Origin of the sequence: Hymenobacter sp. 102 (assembly GCF_049949205.1) — a bacterium.
Classification (GTDB): Bacteria; Bacteroidota; Bacteroidia; order Cytophagales; family Hymenobacteraceae; genus Hymenobacter.
In genome coordinates this window covers 1639563-1657244 of record NZ_CP188172.1, presented here as the reverse complement: position 1 = coordinate 1657244, position 17682 = coordinate 1639563, and the positions used below count along the sequence as shown (strand labels likewise).

Here is a 17682-nt window from a genome sequence, read left to right as displayed (position 1 = left end):
GTCATTGCGAGGCGGAGCCGAAGCAATCCTTCCTTCACAGGGTGCCAATCCTTGATAAGCAGAAAGCCCCTGACGTCCGTGCTGGCGTCAGGGGCTTTTGAATTCATCAGCGCTGGGAGCATTGAAAAGGAAGGATTGCTTCGTCCTTCGTCCTCGCAATGACGGGTCTATTTGACAGCGCCTATTTCGTCTCTACCAACCGGCGCAGATGCGGCAACACGGCCAGCTCCGTCTGGCCGGCGGGGGCTTTCAGGGCGTCCAGTTGCTTGAGGGCGGCGGTTTGCCAGGCGGCCGTGGGGGCCTGGCCTTTTTCCAGTAGAGCCAAGCGTTCCAGGGCCAGGGCCGCGGCGGTTTTCAGGTTGACAGACAGCGGGGCGTACTCTTGCAGTAACGAGTTTTGCTGCAAGATGGGCTGCACCAGCGCGTCGTTGGTTTGCCACTGCAGCAGCTGTTCCCGCAGGCTGGTGAGTTGCTGCCTGCCATTGGCGTCGCGGAAGCGGGTGGCGGCGGGGGCAGAGCGGGCGTAGTCCAGCAGCTTATCCACGGCCGCGCCAAATTCCCGGGCCACGTCCGATTCGGCAGGGGCGGCATCCACGAGGCGGTTGAGGGGCGTTTGGGTGGTGTACTTGAAGCCCTGGAAATGGCGCTTGTACTCTTTCACCGGCTCCAGCACCTGGGCCAGGGTACGCAGCGGCAACACGGCGGCGGGGCTGCCGGCCAGCTGCAGCAGCAGCTGGCTGGGGGCTTTGCGGTGCTGCAGGCCCAAGGTTTCCAGCTGGGGGCTGAGCAGGGCCAGGCGGCGGTACATATCGGGTACGTCGCGCACCTGGGCGGGGCTCCAGAGGCGCTCGGCCACGGCCGCCGTGCGGGGCCAGATGCGGGCATCCACGATGACGGAATCGGCAAATTCGGCCCACATGGTAGCCTCACCACCCAGAATCAGCTTTTGCTGCTCGGGCGTGAGGGGCGCATCCTGGGGTAGCGGGTCTGGGGCGTAGTGGGAGGCGGCCGTGAGGTTCAGGTCGACGTAGTAGCCGTTGGACAGGATGGCCTGGTGGCCGGCCTTGGCCGCGTCGTAGAGGCCCTTCTTGCCGCGCCAGCTCTGGATAACGGCGCTGGCCGGCAGGCCCGGGCCCAGAATTTCGTCCCAGCCCACCATGCGCTTCTGGTACTTCTCCACCAGCGCCAGCACCCGCCGGTTGAAGGCCGTTTGGAGGGCGTGCTTGTCGGGCAGGCCTTTCTCCGTTACGTAGCCCTGCTGCTTCATGTAGGCCACAATGCGCGGGTTACGCCGCCACTGCCGCCCATCGTTTTCGTCGCCCCCAATGTGGAAGTACGGGTCGGGAAACAGCGGCGTCACCTCGCTCAGCACCGAATCGATGAAGCTGTAGGTGGTTTCGCGGGTGGGGTCCATGGCGATGTTGAGCACGCCCCAGCGCGGGGCCACGCCGTAGGTGGAGTCGTTGGAGGCCAGGCGCGGGTAGGCGGCCAGCCAGGCCGTGGCGTGGCCGGGCATGTCCAGCTCGGGCACCACCCGAATGCCGCGCCGCCCGGCGTAGCGCACTATTTCCCGAATCTGCCGCTGGGTGTAGTACTGGCCCTGCCCGCCCACCTGATGCAGGCGCGGAAACAGCTTGCTCTCCACCCGGAAGCCCTGGTCATCGGAGAGGTGCCAGTGCAGCACGTTGAGCTTGGTGGCCCACATGCCATCCAGGTTGCGCTTCACTACCGATACGGGCATAAAGTGGCGGGCCGCATCAATCAGCAGCCCCCGCCACGGGAAGCGCGGCGCATCCACCACGTCCACCTCGGGTAGGGTAGAGCCTCCCGACTTGGTAGGTGATGCCAGCTCCCGCAGCGTAGCCAGGCCGCGCAGGATACCCAGGTGAGTAGGCGCATTCAGGGCCACGCCCATGGGCGTTACGCGCAGCGTGTACGACTCGTCCTCGCCCACGGTGAGCAGGCTGCCGGGGCGGCCGTATTGCAGCACCAGCGCCGCCGTGGGCAGGGGCGAGGCCCGCCGCCGGTTAGCCTGGGGGCGGCCCGGCAGCAGCACCGGCAGCACCAGCCGCTCCACGGCCTCCGCCACCGCCGAATCGGCGGCCGGCGTGGCGGCGGTTTGGGCGGGCGTGAATACCTGCCAGGTAAAATCGGGTTTCACCGTGAAGCGGCTGCGGCCCCAGTTGGCCTGGGTTGGCACCGGCAGCAGCATCCGGGCTTCGGGCGGGGCGGGTTGGGCAAACGCTGGGGCCGCCGCTAACAGGGCAATCAGAAACAAAACGTAACGCATGGGCAGGAAAGGCAGTGCGGGCAATACGGCGAAGGTAGCAAGCCCCGGGCCAGAAGCCGCACGGCGTAGAAACGACCCGTCATTGCGAGCGGAGCGAAGCAATCCTTCCTGAGCCCTCTACCAAGCCCTGCTAAACGAAAAGCCCTTGCTACCAGCGTGGGTACAAGGGCTTTTGAATAGGAAGGAGTTGGGGAATTAAGGAAGTGCCAAGTGTGGGCTTCTGAACAGGTCAGGGCTGAGAGCTTTGAGAAGGAAGGATTGCTTCGCTTCGCTCGCAATGACGGGGTTGCCTACGATGACGGTTCTGCCTACAACGACGGCCTTAAATCAGCCCGCGGGCTTTGAACTCGAGGTATTTGTTGATGGTGTTGACCGTGAGGTTCTGGGGGGCGGTGAGCAGGGCGTGGATGCCGTAGCGGTTCAGCTCCCGCACAATCTGACGCTTCTCCTGCGCAAATTTCTCGGCTACCGTCTGGTTGTACACCTCCTCGGTAGTAGCGGTGGGAGCCTCCAGGAAAGTGCGCAGCTCGGTGTTTTCGAAGAATACCACCAGCAGCAAATGGTCCTTGGCCATGCGACGCAGGTAGGGTAGCTGCCGCTGCATGCCGTGCAGGGTTTCGAAGTTGGTGAATAGAATTAGCAGGCTGCGCTGGCGGATGTGGCTGCGTACCGAAATGTAGAGCCGCTCGTAGTCAGTTTCGAGGTACTTGGTTTTCTGGCGGTAGAGTACCTCAATCAGCTTGCGCAGGTGGCCGCTGCGGCGGTCAGCGGGCAGCATTGCCCCGGGCTGGTGCGAGAACGTGAGCAAACCGGCCTTGTCGTGCTTCAGCAGGGCAATGTTGCTGACCACCAGCGTGGCGTTGATGGCGTAATCCAGCAGGCTCAGGCCCTCAAACGGCATGCGCATCACCCGGCCTTTATCAATGAGGCAGTACACCTGCTGGGCCCGCTCGTCCTGGTAGTGGTTTACCACCAGCGTATCGGAAGCGCCCGGGGTGCCGGCCCGGCGGGCGGTGGCTTTCCAGTTGATGTTGCGCGGGTCGTCGCCGGTTACGTAGGGGCGAATCTGCTCAAATTCCATGCTCTGGCCCACCCGCCGGATGCGCTTCACGCCCACTTCGGTGAGGCGGTTATGAATGGCCAGCAGCTCGTACTGGCGCATCTGCAGAAACGACGGGTACACGGGTACCACCCGGCTGTCGTCGAACCGGAAGCGCCGCCGCACCAGTCCCAGTGGGGAAGCCACGTACACGTTCACCGCCCCAAACTCGTACTCGCCGCGCTTGGTGGGCCGCAGCTGGTAGCGGATAATGCCGGTTTCGCCGGGCTTGATGCTGGTTTTGAACAGCACGTCGCGCCGCTGAAACTGGTGAGGTACCTCGTCGATGGTTTCGGTCTGCACCGGAAAGCGGTACTGGTTTTCGAGGTAGATGGCAATGTCGTTGTCGGAGCCGTTGGCCAGCTTGTCGCCCATCACCCGCCGCCCGAACAGGCTGCCCCCGCCCGCGTACAGCAGCCCCGCATCCACCACCGCAAGGCCCAGCAGCAGCCCCAGCGCCAGCAGCAGCGGCGTGAGCCAGCCCGGCAGAAAAAACGCCACCACCAGCCCCGCAATCAGAGCCGTAACGAGCAGGAAAAAGCGGGAAGTGAGAAAAAAGGATTTCATCAGGTAGTGGATTTCGCGCAGGGTCTCGCCGTGGTAAGCGCAGGGTTTCGCAGGGTCGTTCCGGCGGCAAACCACTGCGTGCCCCCGCGTATTCCACTGCGTAACCCTGCGCGAAAATTGTTAGCGCGGCACTTCAATCTGCTGCAGAATCTGCTTTACCACATCATCCGCGGTGCCACCTTCCATTTCGCGCTCCGGGGTGAGCTGGATGCGGTGGCGCAGCACCATGGGGGCTAGGTACTGCACGTCTTCGGGCGTCACAAAGTCGCGGCCGCGCAGGGCGGCCAGGGCTTTGGCCCCGTTGAGCAACGCCAGCGAGGCCCGGGGCGAAGCACCCAGGTACAGGCCCTTGTGGGCGCGCGTCTGGCCCACCAGGCGGGCAATGTACTCCAGCAGCTTGGGCTCCACGTGCTGGCGGCGCACCTGCTCGCGCAGCTGCCGCAGGTCCTCGGCTGATACTACGGCGCGCACCGCCTCCAGTGGCGTGCCGCCAAAGCCAGCGTGGTGGCCCTGCAGAATGGCTACTTCTTCCTCAACCGACGGGTAGCCCACGTTCAGCTTGAACAGAAACCGGTCGAGCTGGGCTTCGGGCAGGCGGTAGGTGCCTTCCTGCTCCACGGGGTTCTGGGTAGCCAGCACCACGAAGGGGGCGGGCATGGGGTAGCGGGTACCGTCCTGGGTAATCTGCCGCTCCTCCATCACCTCAAACAGCGCCGACTGCGTTTTGGCCGGGGCCCGGTTGATTTCGTCAATCAGCACCACGCTAGCGAAAATGGGGCCGGGCCGGAACTCAAACTCGCCCTGCTGGGGCCGGAATACGGAGGTGCCCAGCACGTCGGAGGGCATCAGGTCGGGGGTGAACTGCAGGCGGCTAAACGGCACGCTCAGGGTGCGGGCCAGCAGTTTCGCCGTGAGAGTTTTGGCCACGCCCGGTACGCCTTCCAGCAGCACGTGGCCGTCGGCCAGCAGGGCCACCAGCAGCAGCTCGGCCAAGGCCTGCTGGCCCACAATCACCTTGCCCAGCTCCTGCCGGATGGCATCGGCGTGGCGGCTGAGGTGGCTTAAATCGGTACGGGGTGCAAAGGCCGGGGCCGGGGCAGCCGGTTGCCCGGTGGTTGCGTCAGCTGGGGTAGAGTCGAACGAGGAATCCATAGAAAAGCGAGGAAGTAAGTGCTGAGGGACGGTTAGTATAATTACATTCGTGATTATATATGTAGTCTGATAAAACCTATATATTGTTTAAAATAGCTGTATATGAATAGTGCAAACTGGATAAATTGCTATTGGTGGAATAAGTCAATTTCAAGCGGCTGCCTGGCGGAAGGTATTGATGGCTTTATTCAGATCCAGCAGCTCGGCATCGGAAATCTGACGAGCGGTGAGGATGAAGTTCATGCGGCGGTTGAGAGCATCCACGTCGGCGCGCGGCACACCAGTTTTCTGGGCCAGCCGCTCCCGGGTGGCCTCGTCGGTGAGGTCGAGGCCGGGCTCGTGGTAGCGGGTGCGCAGGTGCTCCAGAAACAGCCCGATTTTCTTCTCAGCAATGAGCTGGTGATTACCGCCTTGGCGGTAGAGGCTGGCCACCGTGCGCGTGAACAGCAGGGTGGTGTTGGGCAACGGCTTCAGCACCGGAATAACGCGCTGCCGCCGCCGGGCCTCGAAGGCCACGAACAGTACTGCCGCGGCCAAGGCGAGGTAGGTGGCGTAGCGCAGGGCCTCGTGCTCCATTAGCACCCGCAGCAACGACTGCTCGCCGCGCCGGCCCTGCTTTTGGTATTCATCCCACCACACGCGCCGGCCGGTGGGCAGGTAGGAGAGGGCCGCAAAAGCAAAGTTGCCCGTGTGGGGCTTAAGCACAAAGTAGTTGCTGAACGCCAGCGGCACCGTGCAGATATATACATGGCCGCGCCCGTGGGGTATGCGCAGCATCACCGTGCGGCCCCGTTCATCGGTAGCCAGGGAGGCGGCCTGGTTGGGCAGATTGGGGCGGCCCAGGAGGCGGGTAGCCACGGCCTGGGTGGGCAACCGAAAGGAGGCGCCCGCCTGCCGTGCCAGCCCAGGGTTGTTCAGCCGCAGCCGTACGGAGTCCTGCAACAGGCTGCGGGAGCCATCGGGGTTGGTTTTGAGGCGGGGAATGATGGGCCGGGTAGCGAAACCCAGCGTATCGGCAAAGAAATTGTCGAAGTCGGTAGCGGCCACCAGCACGTCGTTGCCGCGGGCCACGTGGCGCAGCAGGGAGCGGCAGTCGAGGCGGCTGAGTTGAAATTCGGGGGCTACGAACAGATAGGTTGCGGGCGTGAAGTCGCCGGCTTCCAGCCCCGCCGCGTAATCGGCATCATCCTCAGTGTCGGTGGCGGGCTTGGTGGCAGGAGTTGGTGTAGTCCCGGCCTGGGCCGCAACGGTATCTTCCCACGCCGGCGCTGCTGCTTCCGGGTTGGCTACCACGGCGGTATCCACCGTTATTTCCTCGCTCAGACGCGAAACATCCGTGGGCTCGGCGTCCTCATCTACGCCTTCAATCTGGCTGTAGATGGGTACGCGCACGGCCTGCACCTGGGCGCGGGAAGTACCCAGCAGCCCGGGCAGCTCCTGAAACAGCACGTAGGTGCCGTACGGAATCTTGTCGTTGTTCTGCAGCGTGGGCCGCCAGTCGAGGGGCTTGGGGCGATAGTACTCCACCGCCACGTACGCCCCCAACAGCACGGCCAGTCCCACCAGATACCACCGAAATGTCGTCATGCTGAAACTAAGTTAGGCGGCCTGCCGGGTGGAAGTAACACGGCGCTGGAACGCCTGCCGGGTGGTACGGGCCCGCTCGTAGTCGGCGGCCGAGAGGTCGTCCTGTTCCCCGTACCACACGTACTCAAACTGCCGCGTCAGCTCCCGGAAAGCCTCCGGCAGTGGGCCGGCGGGCAGCTCGTAGAGGTAGTCGTGGTTGGTTTTATCGGGCTGCCACCGGATGAGGCCCCGGTCGGACAGCTGCCGCAGTACCTGCAGGTAGCCCAGGCGCACGGCCAGGCGGTAGTTGTTCTCACCTTCGGCCTGAGCCAGTAGCTTGTCAATATCCAGGGTGTTGAGGTCTTCGGTTTCGGTATCGTAGCTGAGGGCTGCCGCGCGGGGTGCCCGCCCAAAGGCGCGGGTCAGGTCTACCTGCAGCAGCTGCAGCACGGCATACACCAGCGCCCCCACCATCAAACCGTAAAAGATGTACTTCCAGGGAATGTAATGGCTCGGCGTATCCAGCATATCCGACAGCCAGCGCCAGAACGGATCCAGAAACGACCAGAAGCTATTCGGGGCGCTTTTGGCCTTCACATCCACGTACCGGAAGTCCCGCTGCCCGCGCAGGTCACGCAGGTGCGCCTCTGAGGGCCGGCGCAGCCGGGGAGGCGGGGCCACATCGGGGGGCAGCGGCCGGGGCGCAGCCGGGGCCACAACCGGGGCTGCCGGAACCGGCGCTTGGCCGTGCGTGGCGGACGCGGCGCCCAACCAGAGCAGGGCCGCACAGGCGTATCGGCGTAACAAGTGAAAGGAACAGGATGCAGGCACGCGGCTGGACGGTAAACGATAGACTATGCGAAAACGGCTCGGCTAGTACTCGCCCTCGTCGTCGGGGCGCAGGTGGTGGTTGGCCTCGGTGGGCGCGGGCGTCTGGCCCAGCGACATCACCTGCATGCGCAGGCCAAAGCCTTCCTTGCGTTCTACTAAGTTGAAATATTGAAAAGCCAGCGCCACCATCAGCGGGGCATAGAGTAGGGTATGACCCACCGAGTTGATAATACCTGCCGTAATCACAATTATGTCGGAGGTGAAGAAGTCCCAGTGCAGCGCCTTGCCCGCGTAGCCAATGAGTTGCGGAATCTGGAAAATCATTCCTAGTATTCCGATGATGATGCCAATTACCAGCGAGAGGCCGAAAGTAGACCACCATTTGCCCCGCACCAGTCCTTCACTCCGTTTCAGGCTGTAGCCAATACCGCCTTCTTCCAAAATCTGCACCACCCACACTAGGCTTAGAGCAACGCCCAGATAAATGCCCGGGATGACAAACAGGAGCATGCCGGTCATAGAAAGAATAACTGAGCACACACCGCTCAAAACCAGAGGGAGCCAGTACCGGAAAAGATAGTGCCGTACCATAGTCGGCGTGATTTCCTGCTGAGCATCCGTGTCTATGCGGAGCCTTATGTAGCCGTATACTGTGGCGGCTAGTAATACGTAGCTTAGTGATGAAGCACCAATAGCCAGCAGATAGATAGGTGTCAGCATATCAAAGGTATTGACCGTGCGTAACGTACCGCTATTGATGCTGCTGAGGACCTCCCGCTGCGTAATACCGAGCCCGATGCCGGCCAGTAGCGCAAACGGCACGACAAAGTACAGCAGGCATTTTCCCAGCGGCTTTGCGTGGGCCCCAATAAACTCAAACGTAGCCCCGATTTTCTGACCAAAATCCCGCTCCTGCCGAAAATCGGCTTCCTGGGTAAATCTCTGTTGCATATAGTTGAGAAAAGAAAACGCGAGAAGTTACGCCAGCCGCGCCGCCAGCCGGCGCGGGTACACCACAAAATACCCGAGAATAAAGGCCGCCGACCCGCCAATAATGAGCAGACTTAGCCACATGGGCATTTCGGTGTGGCGGGTTACGAAGCCCTCCAGAAACCCGGCTACCACAAAAATGGGTACCAGCCCGATGGCCAGCTTCAGCCCGTCGCGGGCGGCCTGCCGGAAGGCGTGGGCGCGGGTGTAGGTGCCCGGAAACAGCAGGCCCCGGGCCATGACCAGCCCGGCCCCGCCCGCCAGCACAATAGCTGATATTTCCAGGGTGCCGTGAATCCAGATGGTGAGCAAAGACTGGAGCAGCACGCCTTTCTGGTAGAAGAAATACTGAAAGGAGCCCAGCATGATGCCGTTGCGAAACAGTGCCCACACGGTGCCCAGCCCGGCCGTGGCTCCCAGCGCAAACGTGTACAGGGCCACGTAGATATTATTGGCCGTAATGCCCAGGAACATCAGCGTTTCGTTGTGGCTCTTGTACACGGCCATTGGGTCGCCTTTGTCGATGTTTTCCAGGGTCTGGTTCACGTAGGAGTCGCCCAGCACCACCCGCACAAACGACTCATCGTAGGCCGCCGACAGCGCCCCAATAGCCGTGAACAGCGCGAAAATCAACAGGGCAACTCCCAGCGTGCGGTGGTGGCGGGCCACCAGCAGCGGCAGCTCCCGCAGCCAGAACTCCCCAAACCGGCCCGTTGATTCGGACTTGTTTTTGTAGAGGGCCTGGTGCTGGCGGGCGGTCAGGTCGTTGAGGTATTGGGTGGTGGGGGAGCCGGGATAGAACGTCTGGGCGTAGGCTAGGTCGTCGGTGAGGGCAATGAAACGGGCGGCCAGTTCCTCAGGGCCGGTGGCGCGCTGCTCGTAGGCTTTCCAGCGGGCTTCATTCTGACGCAGAAAAACGGCTTCGCGCATCGATTAAGTACTTCGGATAGGTGGGCTGCTGGCAGCCGGATAAAAATTGGGGAGCAGCGAATTCGCGGGTTTGCCGGTCAGCCTGTAATTTGCACAGCGGACCGGCCCTGCGAAGATTGACAAAATTTCGGTTCCGGCCCGCATCTTTCCCTATTTCTCTCGCCTGGTTTTCCCCGCGCCGCTATCCGTATGAGTACCATCCGCATTCAAACTACCCAAAACGTCAGCCTGGAATACGAGGTAGCCACCGTTGGTGACCGAATCCTGGCCACTATCATCGATTACGTGGTGCTGTGGGCCTGGTCGACGCTGGTGGCCATCATAGCCGTGCAGGCCGGAGGACTTAATGGCGTGACGCTGGGCATTACCATCGGATTACTGTGCGGGATTCCCTACGTGTTCTATGACTTGCTGAGCGAGGTGCTGCTCAATGGCCAAAGCATCGGCAAAAAGGCCCGCGACATCAAAGTTGTGCGCCTCGACGGCACGCCGCCCCGCTTCGGCGACTACCTGATCCGGTGGCTGCTGCGCATCGTGGATATGACGCTGTTCAGCGGGTTGGTAGCCGTCGTGGTGGTAGTAACTAATGGCCGGGGGCAGCGGATTGGAGATATTGCGGCGGGCACATCGGTGGTGCGGGTGCGGCCCCGGCAGGCGGCCGGCGTACTGGCCCCGGCTTTCACCGAGCCCGGCTACGTGGTGGTGTTTCCCGAAGCCGCCCGCCTCGCCGACCACGACGTGGCCACCATCCGGCAGCTGCTGCAAAAAGCTGCCGCCGCCGACAATTACGTGCTGCTCAACGAGCTGGCCATGAAAGTGAAAGACCTCACCGGCATCCGCACCGATTTGCCTGACGAACCTTTCCTGCGCACCGTCCTGCGCGACCACGCCCACTTAGCCGCCCAGGAAAGTCCCTACGCCTAAAAACATACCCCTTATCAAAAGCAAAAGCCGCTCCCGGATACCGGGAGCGGCTTTTGCTTTTACTTAACTATTCTCTCGGCTACTGCAGCATAATCCGTTGCGTACCGGCCGACTGACCCTCCACGGTCAGGCGCAGGAAGTACACGCCGGCGCGGTGCTTGGCCGGCTGCCAGGTGCGGGCGTGGTTGCCAGCGGGCAGGCTACCCAGCGGCTGCTGCTCCACGGTGCGGCCCAGCGCGTCGGTCAGCGTCAGTTCGGCCTGGCCGGCCTGGGGCAGGCGGAAGGTGAGCTGGGCCTGGTCGGCCACCGGGTTCGGGAACAGGCTGAAGCCCGTAGCCACGGCGGGCTGCCGCGTGCCCGTAGTTACGCCGGCCGTGCCAGCCAAAGCAATGTCGCGCACCGTAATGCCGCTGCCAATCATCATGGGCATTGTAGCCGCCCCCGTCGTCAGATTCAGCATATACAGGCTGGAGCTGGCGGAGGTACCGGACGTGGCCACCAGATAGGCGGTGTTGGTGCCGGCGGCGGGGCTGTAGATATCCACGTCCACGTTGGCACCGGGCGTTACTGTTACGCCGGAAGCGCCCACGGTATTGAGGGTTCCGTTGTTCGGTGGGTTTTGCGTTACCAGCAGGTTCAGGGCTTCATCGTAGCCGTAGAGCGTAGTGGTGCGGGTGGCGTCGGCGGGGCCGCCGTAGCTGTTGGTATAAGCCACTGAGCCCAGGGCCGGGGTGGCGCTGGCGTTAGCGTCGCCGGTGGCGTAGGTAATGGTGCCATCCACGATGGGCGCGGCCGTACCGTCATTGGGATTGATGCGGAAGTTGCCCCGGTTCACGCCCACAATCCGGATGCGGTCCACGGTGGGGTTGAAGTCGAAGCCGATGCTACCCGTGCCCAGCGGCATCGACAGCACATTACCCACGGGCGTGACTACCCCGGTCGTGGCGTTGATGGTGTGGAGCTGGCCGGTCTGGTCAGTGGCGTTATAGCCCAGCGCGTACAGCGCATTGTTGAGCGGGCGCACATCCATGCCCACAACCGTCTGGTTGGCGGGTATTCCCGTGAGGCCTACCGAAGTCCGGATCAGGCCGGGCTGGGCGGTGTCGAAAGTAAGCAGGTTGGTGCCGGCCAGTGCGTAGGCCAGCTGGCCCGTAACGGCTGGCAGCGTAGCCGGACGCGTAATCTGCACGGCAATGTCCGTGACGGCTACAAACGCTCCGCCGCCGATGTTGCCTACCTGCGTGGTAGTGCCGTTGGTGAGGTTGAGGGTGTACAGCGTGGTGGTAGAGGCCGTCAGGCTGGAGGGAGAAGCCACCGTCAGATAGGCCGTATTGGCACCGGTAGTGGGATTGGAGTACACGTCGAGGTCAGATGCCTGGAGGGCTCCGTTTACGCTCACGCCCAGCGTACCCAGGCTGTTGAGTGTGCCATCGTTGGGCGGAATCTGGCTTACCAGACGGTTGTTGGCCTCATCAATGTTGTAGAGCGTGGTGCCGGTGGCTCCAATGTAGCTGTTGGTGTAGGCCGAAGCACCTACGCCCGGGGTCTGAGCGGCGTTGGCGTCACCGGTGGCGTACGTCAGCTGCCCGTCGGTAGCCGCCAAGGCTCCGTTGTTGGGGTTCAGGCGGAAGTTGGCCCGGTTACCGGCCGTCACCCGAATCCGGTCCACGGTGGGGTTGAAGTCAAACCCGATGCGGGTAAGGTTAGACCCTAAATCCAGCGTAAGGGCCGAGCCGATGGCCGTAACAGCTCCGGTAGTGCGGTTCACCGTGTACAACTGGGCCTGCGTACCGGTAGTGTTGTAGCCCAACGCAAATAGTTCACCCGTGTTCGGCCGGAAATCAAGACCGACGATGGTTTGGCCCGAGGCCACCCCGGTGATGGGAACCGTTGACAATAGCGTGCCCGGGGTAGCGGCATCAAATGATACCAGGCTGGGTACGAATGTAGCGGTAACTGAGAGGCCATATACCGTTTGGGCCGAGGCCGACGAAATACCGAGCAAGCCCAGCGCGCCCAGCAGCAGGCCGCCCCGTTGCAGAGCCTTGCGGCGAGTAGAGAATGTTGACATGAAGGAAGTGGTAGAATTGAGGAATGGATGAAGAATGTAGTACGGTGCCCATAGCGGGCATTTCAGATACGAGCCCGGCCCTATATCTGGCTTGCAATAGGTAGATATTTAATTATATTTTAATGCTGCTATGCTCAGAGGGGCCTTTTCGAAGAAGAAATGCCAAAAACGTGTACCGACATTACACGCAAAAACGACCCGCCAACATGCGTTGGCGGGTCGTTCTGGTGAAGCACAGTAGGAGAGGTAGGGCCTTTAGCCGGCCGAAACAGCTTTGCGGCGGCTACCCGTTTTGGGCACCCGCTCCTCACCCTGGGCCAGCAGCTCGTCGTCGCGCTCCGTCTTCTTTACCCAGCTTACCGAGTAGAGGTCCTTGCGCCGGTCGCGGAGGTTGCGCACCGCCCCGCTGGTATTCAGGTCCTTCAGCAGGTCCAGGTCGAGGTCGGCAATCAGGGTCATTTCGGTGTTGGGCGTGGCTTCGGCCACAATGGCGTCGTGGGGGAAGGCGAAGTCGGAGGGGCTGAACACGGCGCTCTGCGAGTACTGGATATCCATGTTCTCCACGCGGGGCAGGTTGCCCACCGAACCGGTAATGGCCACGTAGCACTCGTTCTCAATGGCCCGGGCCTGGGCACAGAGGCGCACGCGCTGGTAGGCATTCTTGGTGTCAGTCCAGAACGGTACGAACAGGATTTTCATGCCTTCGTCGCTCAGCATGCGGGCCAGCTCCGGAAACTCGGCATCGTAGCAGATCAGGATGCCGATTTTACCAAAGTCCGTATCGAAGCACTTAAGCTTGTCGCCCCCGCGCATACCCCAGTAGCTGGCCTCATCGGGCGTTACGTGCAGCTTGTACTGCTCATCCACGGTGCCGTCGCGGCGGCAGAGGTAGCTCACGTTGTAGAGCTTGCCCTCATCGTAGAGTGGCATGGAGCCGGCAATGACGTTGATGTTGTAGCTCACGGCCAGCTCCATCATCTTGGTTTTGATGGGCTCGGTAAAAGCGGCCATGGAGCGAATAGCCACTGAGGGTGACTCCTCGTTGGTGAGGGCCATCATAGGCGCATTGAAAAACTCCGGAAACAGCACGCAGTCGGCCTTATAGCCCGATACGGTATCCACGAAAAACTCCATCTGCTGGAAGAAATCCTCTAGGTTTTTGGTGGCCCGCATCTGCCACTGCACAATGCCGATGCGCACGTTGCTTTTCTGGTTGCCAATGAGCTTGTCGGTTTCCTCGTCGTAGTACACGTTAATCCACTCCAGCAGCGTGGCGTAGGCCTTGCTCTCGGAGTCGTAAGGCAGATACCCGCGGATAAGCTTGCGCACGTAGAAGTCGTTGGCCAGCTGGAAAGTGAGAATGGGGTCCGTCAGCTCCTTGTTGCGCACCATTTCCACGTACTTGGCCGGCGTCATCTCGTTGGCGTAAGCCGCGTAGCCCGGAATACGGCCCCCGGCTACCATGGCGCGCAGATTCAGGTTTTCGCAGAGCTCCTTGCGGGCGTCGTAGAGGCGGCGGCCCAGGCGCAGGCTGCGGTACTCGGGGTGCACAAATACATCCACGCCGTAGAGCGTGTCGCCGTCGGGGTTGTGGGTGTTGAACTTGCCGTTGCCCGTGATTTTGCCGTAGGTGTGCTTGTCGCCAAAATCCGAGTACTGCACGATGATGGCCAGCGCCGCCGCTACCACCTGCCCGTTGTCCTCGATGCAGATCTGCCCTTCCGGGAATTTCTTGAGCAGGTTGTTGTACTCATCCTGGGCCCAGGCACCCTCCATGTTAGAGTACACTTTGTCCATGATGTCCTTCACGGCCTTGAAATCGGTGCGCTTGAGGGTGCGCAGTACCAGCTTGTGGGCCGGAATGGCGGTGGGCGTGAGCAGCTCCGGCGCGGTGGGCATACCGGGCAGGTTGTTCTTCTTGGCGGAGCCACCGCCTACTTTTGCATGAGAATTGGCCATATCAGGTAATCAGGAGTAGCGGAAGAATGCAGGGTAAAGGTACCACCGCTGGCAGTTTGCCGCCCGGTAGTACGGCTGCACAACAACTTCGGGGGTAAAAAGTGTCGAGTTGAAGCTAGGAAACCAGTTACATTGAGCCAGATTCAAACCATCCAGCTTACGCATGGCAGCACCCAACGCGTTGTACCTTCCGTTGTTTCCGCTCGGGTTTGCGGCGTTCTGGGCGTTTGTCTGCTGGCTGATTTCCCGGAACGGCTGGCAGCGGCTGGGGCAGTACTACCGGGCCCCCGCTACGCCGCCTGCGCCGGCTGAAACATTCTGGCTGCAGGCGGCCTCGCTGCGGGAGCCGGGAACTGTCGGCCCGGGAGCCAACTACCGGGGCGTACTGCGTATCAGCTGCGGTCCGGCCGGCCTCGGGCTTTCGGTGCTGTTTCTATTTCGCGTGGGGCATCCGCCACTGCTCATTCCCTGGGCGGCGGTGGGGCCGGTTGAGGAGAAACGGGGAGTATTTGGGCTGGGTACTTACTTTACCAGCATAATCTCCGCCCCCGATGGAACTGCTGCCGTGGAAATCAGGCTGGGTAGCCCGGCGGTTGCAGCGCAGATAGAAGCCTACCAACAGCTACTCCGCCTGGGGCGCTAGGCTACTCCCGTACTACCCGGCGCACCGCCACGCCCGCGCCGGTTTGCACCCGCAGCAACAGCAGACCCCGGAACTCACCCAGCGCTTCGGCCGGAATTTCGGCCAAACCATTGCGAGGCGTCAGCCGCTGCTGAAACAGCAGCCGGCCCGTTACGTCGGTAGCCGTTACGGTGGCCGGTCCTGGCAGCAGCACCCGTAGCCCCTGGCCGGCGGGTACCGGGTTGGGGTACACGGTCCCGGCCGGTTCGGGCAGCGGGCGGGCAGCGGCCAGCGGCCCGGCAATGCGGCGGTACACGTCCCGGTACTCCACGCCCGATACTACTTCCCGCCCACCTGCCTGCGTAGTAGTAATGGTGAGCAGCGGTACATGCTGGCCCGGAGTCAGCCACTTATACTCACGCGTCACCGGCAAATCGAAGCCTTGGTTGATACCCCCGGCCGAGAGGCTGTCGTGGTCTTCAATGCGCGTTACAACCCGCACCGTCGGGAAGGTACCGTAAGGTGTGGTGAGCGTACCCCAGGCATCGGGCCGGTTTACCCGCTTGCGGCGCTGGCTCAGGTAGCCGCTGCCCGGAATGCTAATGCTGAAAAACGAGCGGCTGGAATCGGCCGGACTGGCGTAGCTCAGCGGAAAGCGGTAAATAACGTCCTGCTCGGCGGCCGACGCGTAGGTAACCGGTACGGCCGTGCCCGCCAGCGTACCCCCGTAGCCCACCGAGCGAAAATCAGCCGCGGAGGCGCTGAAAAACTGGTAGGGCTCAGTGATGGGCAGCGTGAGACCGGGCGGCACCGGCACCGCCTGCGGGGCCGCCACCGTGGCCCGGTTGCTGCCGCTCAGCAGAGAGTTGAACGTGATGGTGTACAGCGGCTGATTGGGTACCACCGTGAAGCGGGCCACCTGCTGGGCCGTGGCTACCAGCCCGCCGTAGTTCCAGGTCTGGTTGGCACCCCGTTGGCTGAGTGGGGGAGCACTGGCCGGCAATACTATCGATGCCGTGCTCTGGCGCAGCGTGTCGGTAGGCACCGGCATATCGGCGCGGGTGATGCTGGGGGAGCTTTGCGCCGCGGCTCCGAGACTGATCAGCAGGCCGCTAAAAAACGCACAGTAACGGTAAGGCATACGCGGGGCAGGATAAAAGGTGAAAGAGCGTGTTCGGGAAGCCAGAAACCATCATTCCTGCTTCGCCAGCTAGTGGGCAGCGGAGCGGCGAAATGCGTTGACAAACGTAGCCGAACGGGCGGGAATTACGGCAATCCGCCTCTAAAGATACACTGCCGCCGGGCCAGATGCCACCAGCAGCCGTGTGGTCCGTGCCAGCCGACTGCCCGAGTTCCTGCGTACCTTGCCGCGTGGCTTTACCCGAACAACGTATGCAAACCCTGGCCGCTGTGCTGCAAATGCCGGAGCAGTTTCCGGCCACGGCCTGGCTGTGCGCCCCGCCTAACGTGGCCGGTTGGGAGCCTCGCAGCTCCGCCGCCGTAGTGCTTACGGCGGCCGCGGGGCAGGCAGTACCGGCCCCACCGGGCCTCGTCCGCACGCTGTTTCTGGATGAGGTGCAGTTGCTCATGGCGCGCCTGCTGCGGCAGGTGCCCGGGGCCACGCCCGAGCTGCGGGTAGAAACCCTGCGGCGCTACAAGCAGGAGGCCGAATTTCCAGCCCTCACCGCCGACCCCGAGCTGCTGGCGCGGCATTTAGTAGAAGCTGTGCGGGCCGGTACCCTGCCCCCGCCCGAAGCCTTGGCTCAGTTCCGCCGCTGCTTTTCCCACTTCACGCTCGAAGCCGCCCAGCACATTCTGGCTACGGCATTCCTGAAGTGGTGAAGACGTGGAAATAAAAGGTGTTGTAAAACGCCATTCCGAGCGAAACCGGGGAGTTTCGCGTGCTGATGGTGAGGTATCAACTCTTACGTCAGCACGCGAGACTCCCCGTTTTCGCTCGGAAAGACGGGCGTTCTTGTCTTTACTCTACCTTACACTCCCTGCATTTCGGGAATTTCGCCGCGTACGATGAGCTTGCCGGCGGTGGCAGCCTGAATCTGCTCCACCGAAACGCCGGGGGCCCGCTCGCGCAGCACGAAGCCGTCGGGCGTTACGTCGAGCACGGCCAGCTCCGTTACAATCTTCTTCACGCAGCGCAGGCCGGTGATGGGCAGGGTGCAGGCCGGCAGTAGTTTGCTGCTGCCGTCGCGGGCCACGTGCTGCATGGCCACGATGATGTTTTTGGCCGAGGCCACCAAGTCCATGGCGCCGCCCATGCCCTTCACCATCTTGCCCGGAATCTTCCAGTTGGCAATGTCGCCGGTTTCGGATACTTCCATGGCCCCCAGAATGGTGAGGTCCACGTGCTCACCCCGAATCATGCCGAATGAATCGGCGGAGCTGAAAATGCTGGAGCCGGGCAAAGTGGTTACTGTCTGCTTGCCGGCGTTGATGAGGTCGGGGTCTACTTCGGCATCGGTGGGGAAGGGGCCCATGCCCAGCAGGCCGTTTTCGCTCTGCAGCTCTACGTTGATGCCTTCGGGGATGTAGTTGGCCACCAGCGTGGGAATGCCGATGCCGAGGTTGACGTAGGAGTTGTTCTGTACTTCCTGGGCAATGCGCTTCGCAATGCCGTGTTTATCAAGTGCCATAAAGTTATTTCACGCAGTGTCTCGCGGTGG

At 62.2% G+C, this 17682-nt stretch carries 14 protein-coding genes; 3 read left to right on the top strand and 11 right to left on the bottom strand.

Annotated features, from left to right (window positions below):
* Positions 1–181 precede the first annotated feature (181 nt).
* From ACN19L_RS07160 to ACN19L_RS07130, 7 genes are all read right to left on the bottom strand, one after another.
* Entirely contained in the window at positions 182–2290 is a 2109-nt protein-coding gene (locus tag ACN19L_RS07160; RefSeq protein ID WP_426492833.1) for a beta-N-acetylhexosaminidase, read from the bottom strand.
* A gap of 322 nt (positions 2291–2612) precedes the next feature.
* Complete coding sequence (locus tag ACN19L_RS07155) at positions 2613–3956, bottom strand: DUF58 domain-containing protein (protein WP_426492832.1); 1344 nt, start codon at positions 3954–3956, stop codon at positions 2613–2615.
* Positions 3957–4076: 120 nt separating this feature from the next.
* A complete protein-coding gene (locus ACN19L_RS07150) occupies positions 4077–4970 on the bottom strand; it encodes an AAA family ATPase (RefSeq protein ID WP_426493569.1) in 894 nt (297 codons plus the stop codon).
* Between the two features lie 288 nt (positions 4971–5258).
* Positions 5259–6695, bottom strand: a complete 1437-nt coding sequence (locus ACN19L_RS07145; RefSeq protein WP_426492831.1) for a DUF4350 domain-containing protein — start codon at positions 6693–6695, stop codon at positions 5259–5261.
* 12 nt (positions 6696–6707) lie between these two features.
* A complete protein-coding gene (locus ACN19L_RS07140; RefSeq protein WP_426492830.1) occupies positions 6708–7481 on the bottom strand; it encodes a DUF4129 domain-containing protein in 774 nt (257 codons plus the stop codon).
* A 66-nt stretch (positions 7482–7547) separates the two neighbouring features.
* A complete protein-coding gene (locus ACN19L_RS07135; RefSeq protein ID WP_426492829.1) occupies positions 7548–8456 on the bottom strand; it encodes a hypothetical protein in 909 nt (302 codons plus the stop codon).
* Positions 8457–8483: 27 nt separating this feature from the next.
* Positions 8484–9425 carry a stage II sporulation protein M gene (locus ACN19L_RS07130; RefSeq protein WP_426492828.1) on the bottom strand — a complete coding sequence of 314 codons (942 nt, stop codon included), beginning with the start codon at positions 9423–9425 and terminating at the stop codon, positions 8484–8486.
* Positions 9426–9614: 189 nt separating this feature from the next.
* On the opposite strand from ACN19L_RS07130, the gene ACN19L_RS07125 reads away from it, so the two are divergent.
* Positions 9615–10349, top strand: a complete 735-nt coding sequence (locus tag ACN19L_RS07125) for an RDD family protein (RefSeq protein WP_426492827.1) — start codon at positions 9615–9617, stop codon at positions 10347–10349.
* Positions 10350–10428: 79 nt separating this feature from the next.
* Here the strand turns inward: ACN19L_RS07125 and ACN19L_RS07120 are convergent, their stop codons facing one another.
* Both ACN19L_RS07120 and ACN19L_RS07115 read right to left on the bottom strand, forming a co-directional pair.
* Positions 10429–12420 carry a DUF4394 domain-containing protein gene (locus ACN19L_RS07120; protein WP_426492826.1) on the bottom strand — a complete coding sequence of 664 codons (1992 nt, stop codon included), beginning with the start codon at positions 12418–12420 and terminating at the stop codon, positions 10429–10431.
* 255 nt (positions 12421–12675) lie between these two features.
* The gene (locus ACN19L_RS07115) at positions 12676–14319 is read right to left on the bottom strand and encodes a GNAT family N-acetyltransferase (RefSeq protein ID WP_426493568.1); all 1644 of its coding nucleotides are present in this window, start codon (positions 14317–14319) and stop codon (positions 12676–12678) included.
* Positions 14320–14542: 223 nt separating this feature from the next.
* Here ACN19L_RS07115 and ACN19L_RS07110 point away from each other — a divergent pair, with 223 nt between their 5' ends.
* Complete coding sequence (locus tag ACN19L_RS07110; protein WP_426492825.1) at positions 14543–15022, top strand: hypothetical protein; 480 nt, start codon at positions 14543–14545, stop codon at positions 15020–15022.
* A gap of 1 nt (position 15023) precedes the next feature.
* On the opposite strand, the gene ACN19L_RS07105 is transcribed toward ACN19L_RS07110, so the two are convergent.
* On the bottom strand, positions 15024–16142 hold the full coding sequence (locus tag ACN19L_RS07105) for a T9SS type A sorting domain-containing protein (RefSeq protein ID WP_426492824.1): 1119 nt from the start codon (positions 16140–16142) through the stop codon (positions 15024–15026).
* 230 nt (positions 16143–16372) lie between these two features.
* Here ACN19L_RS07105 and ACN19L_RS07100 point away from each other — a divergent pair, with 230 nt between their 5' ends.
* Positions 16373–16843: a hypothetical protein gene (locus tag ACN19L_RS07100; protein ID WP_426492823.1), complete on the top strand. Its 471-nt coding sequence runs from the start codon at positions 16373–16375 to the stop codon at positions 16841–16843.
* Between the two features lie 149 nt (positions 16844–16992).
* On the opposite strand, the gene ACN19L_RS07095 is transcribed toward ACN19L_RS07100, so the two are convergent.
* Positions 16993–17652 carry a CoA transferase subunit B gene (locus tag ACN19L_RS07095; RefSeq protein ID WP_426492822.1) on the bottom strand — a complete coding sequence of 220 codons (660 nt, stop codon included), beginning with the start codon at positions 17650–17652 and terminating at the stop codon, positions 16993–16995.
* Positions 17653–17682 lie beyond the last annotated feature (30 nt).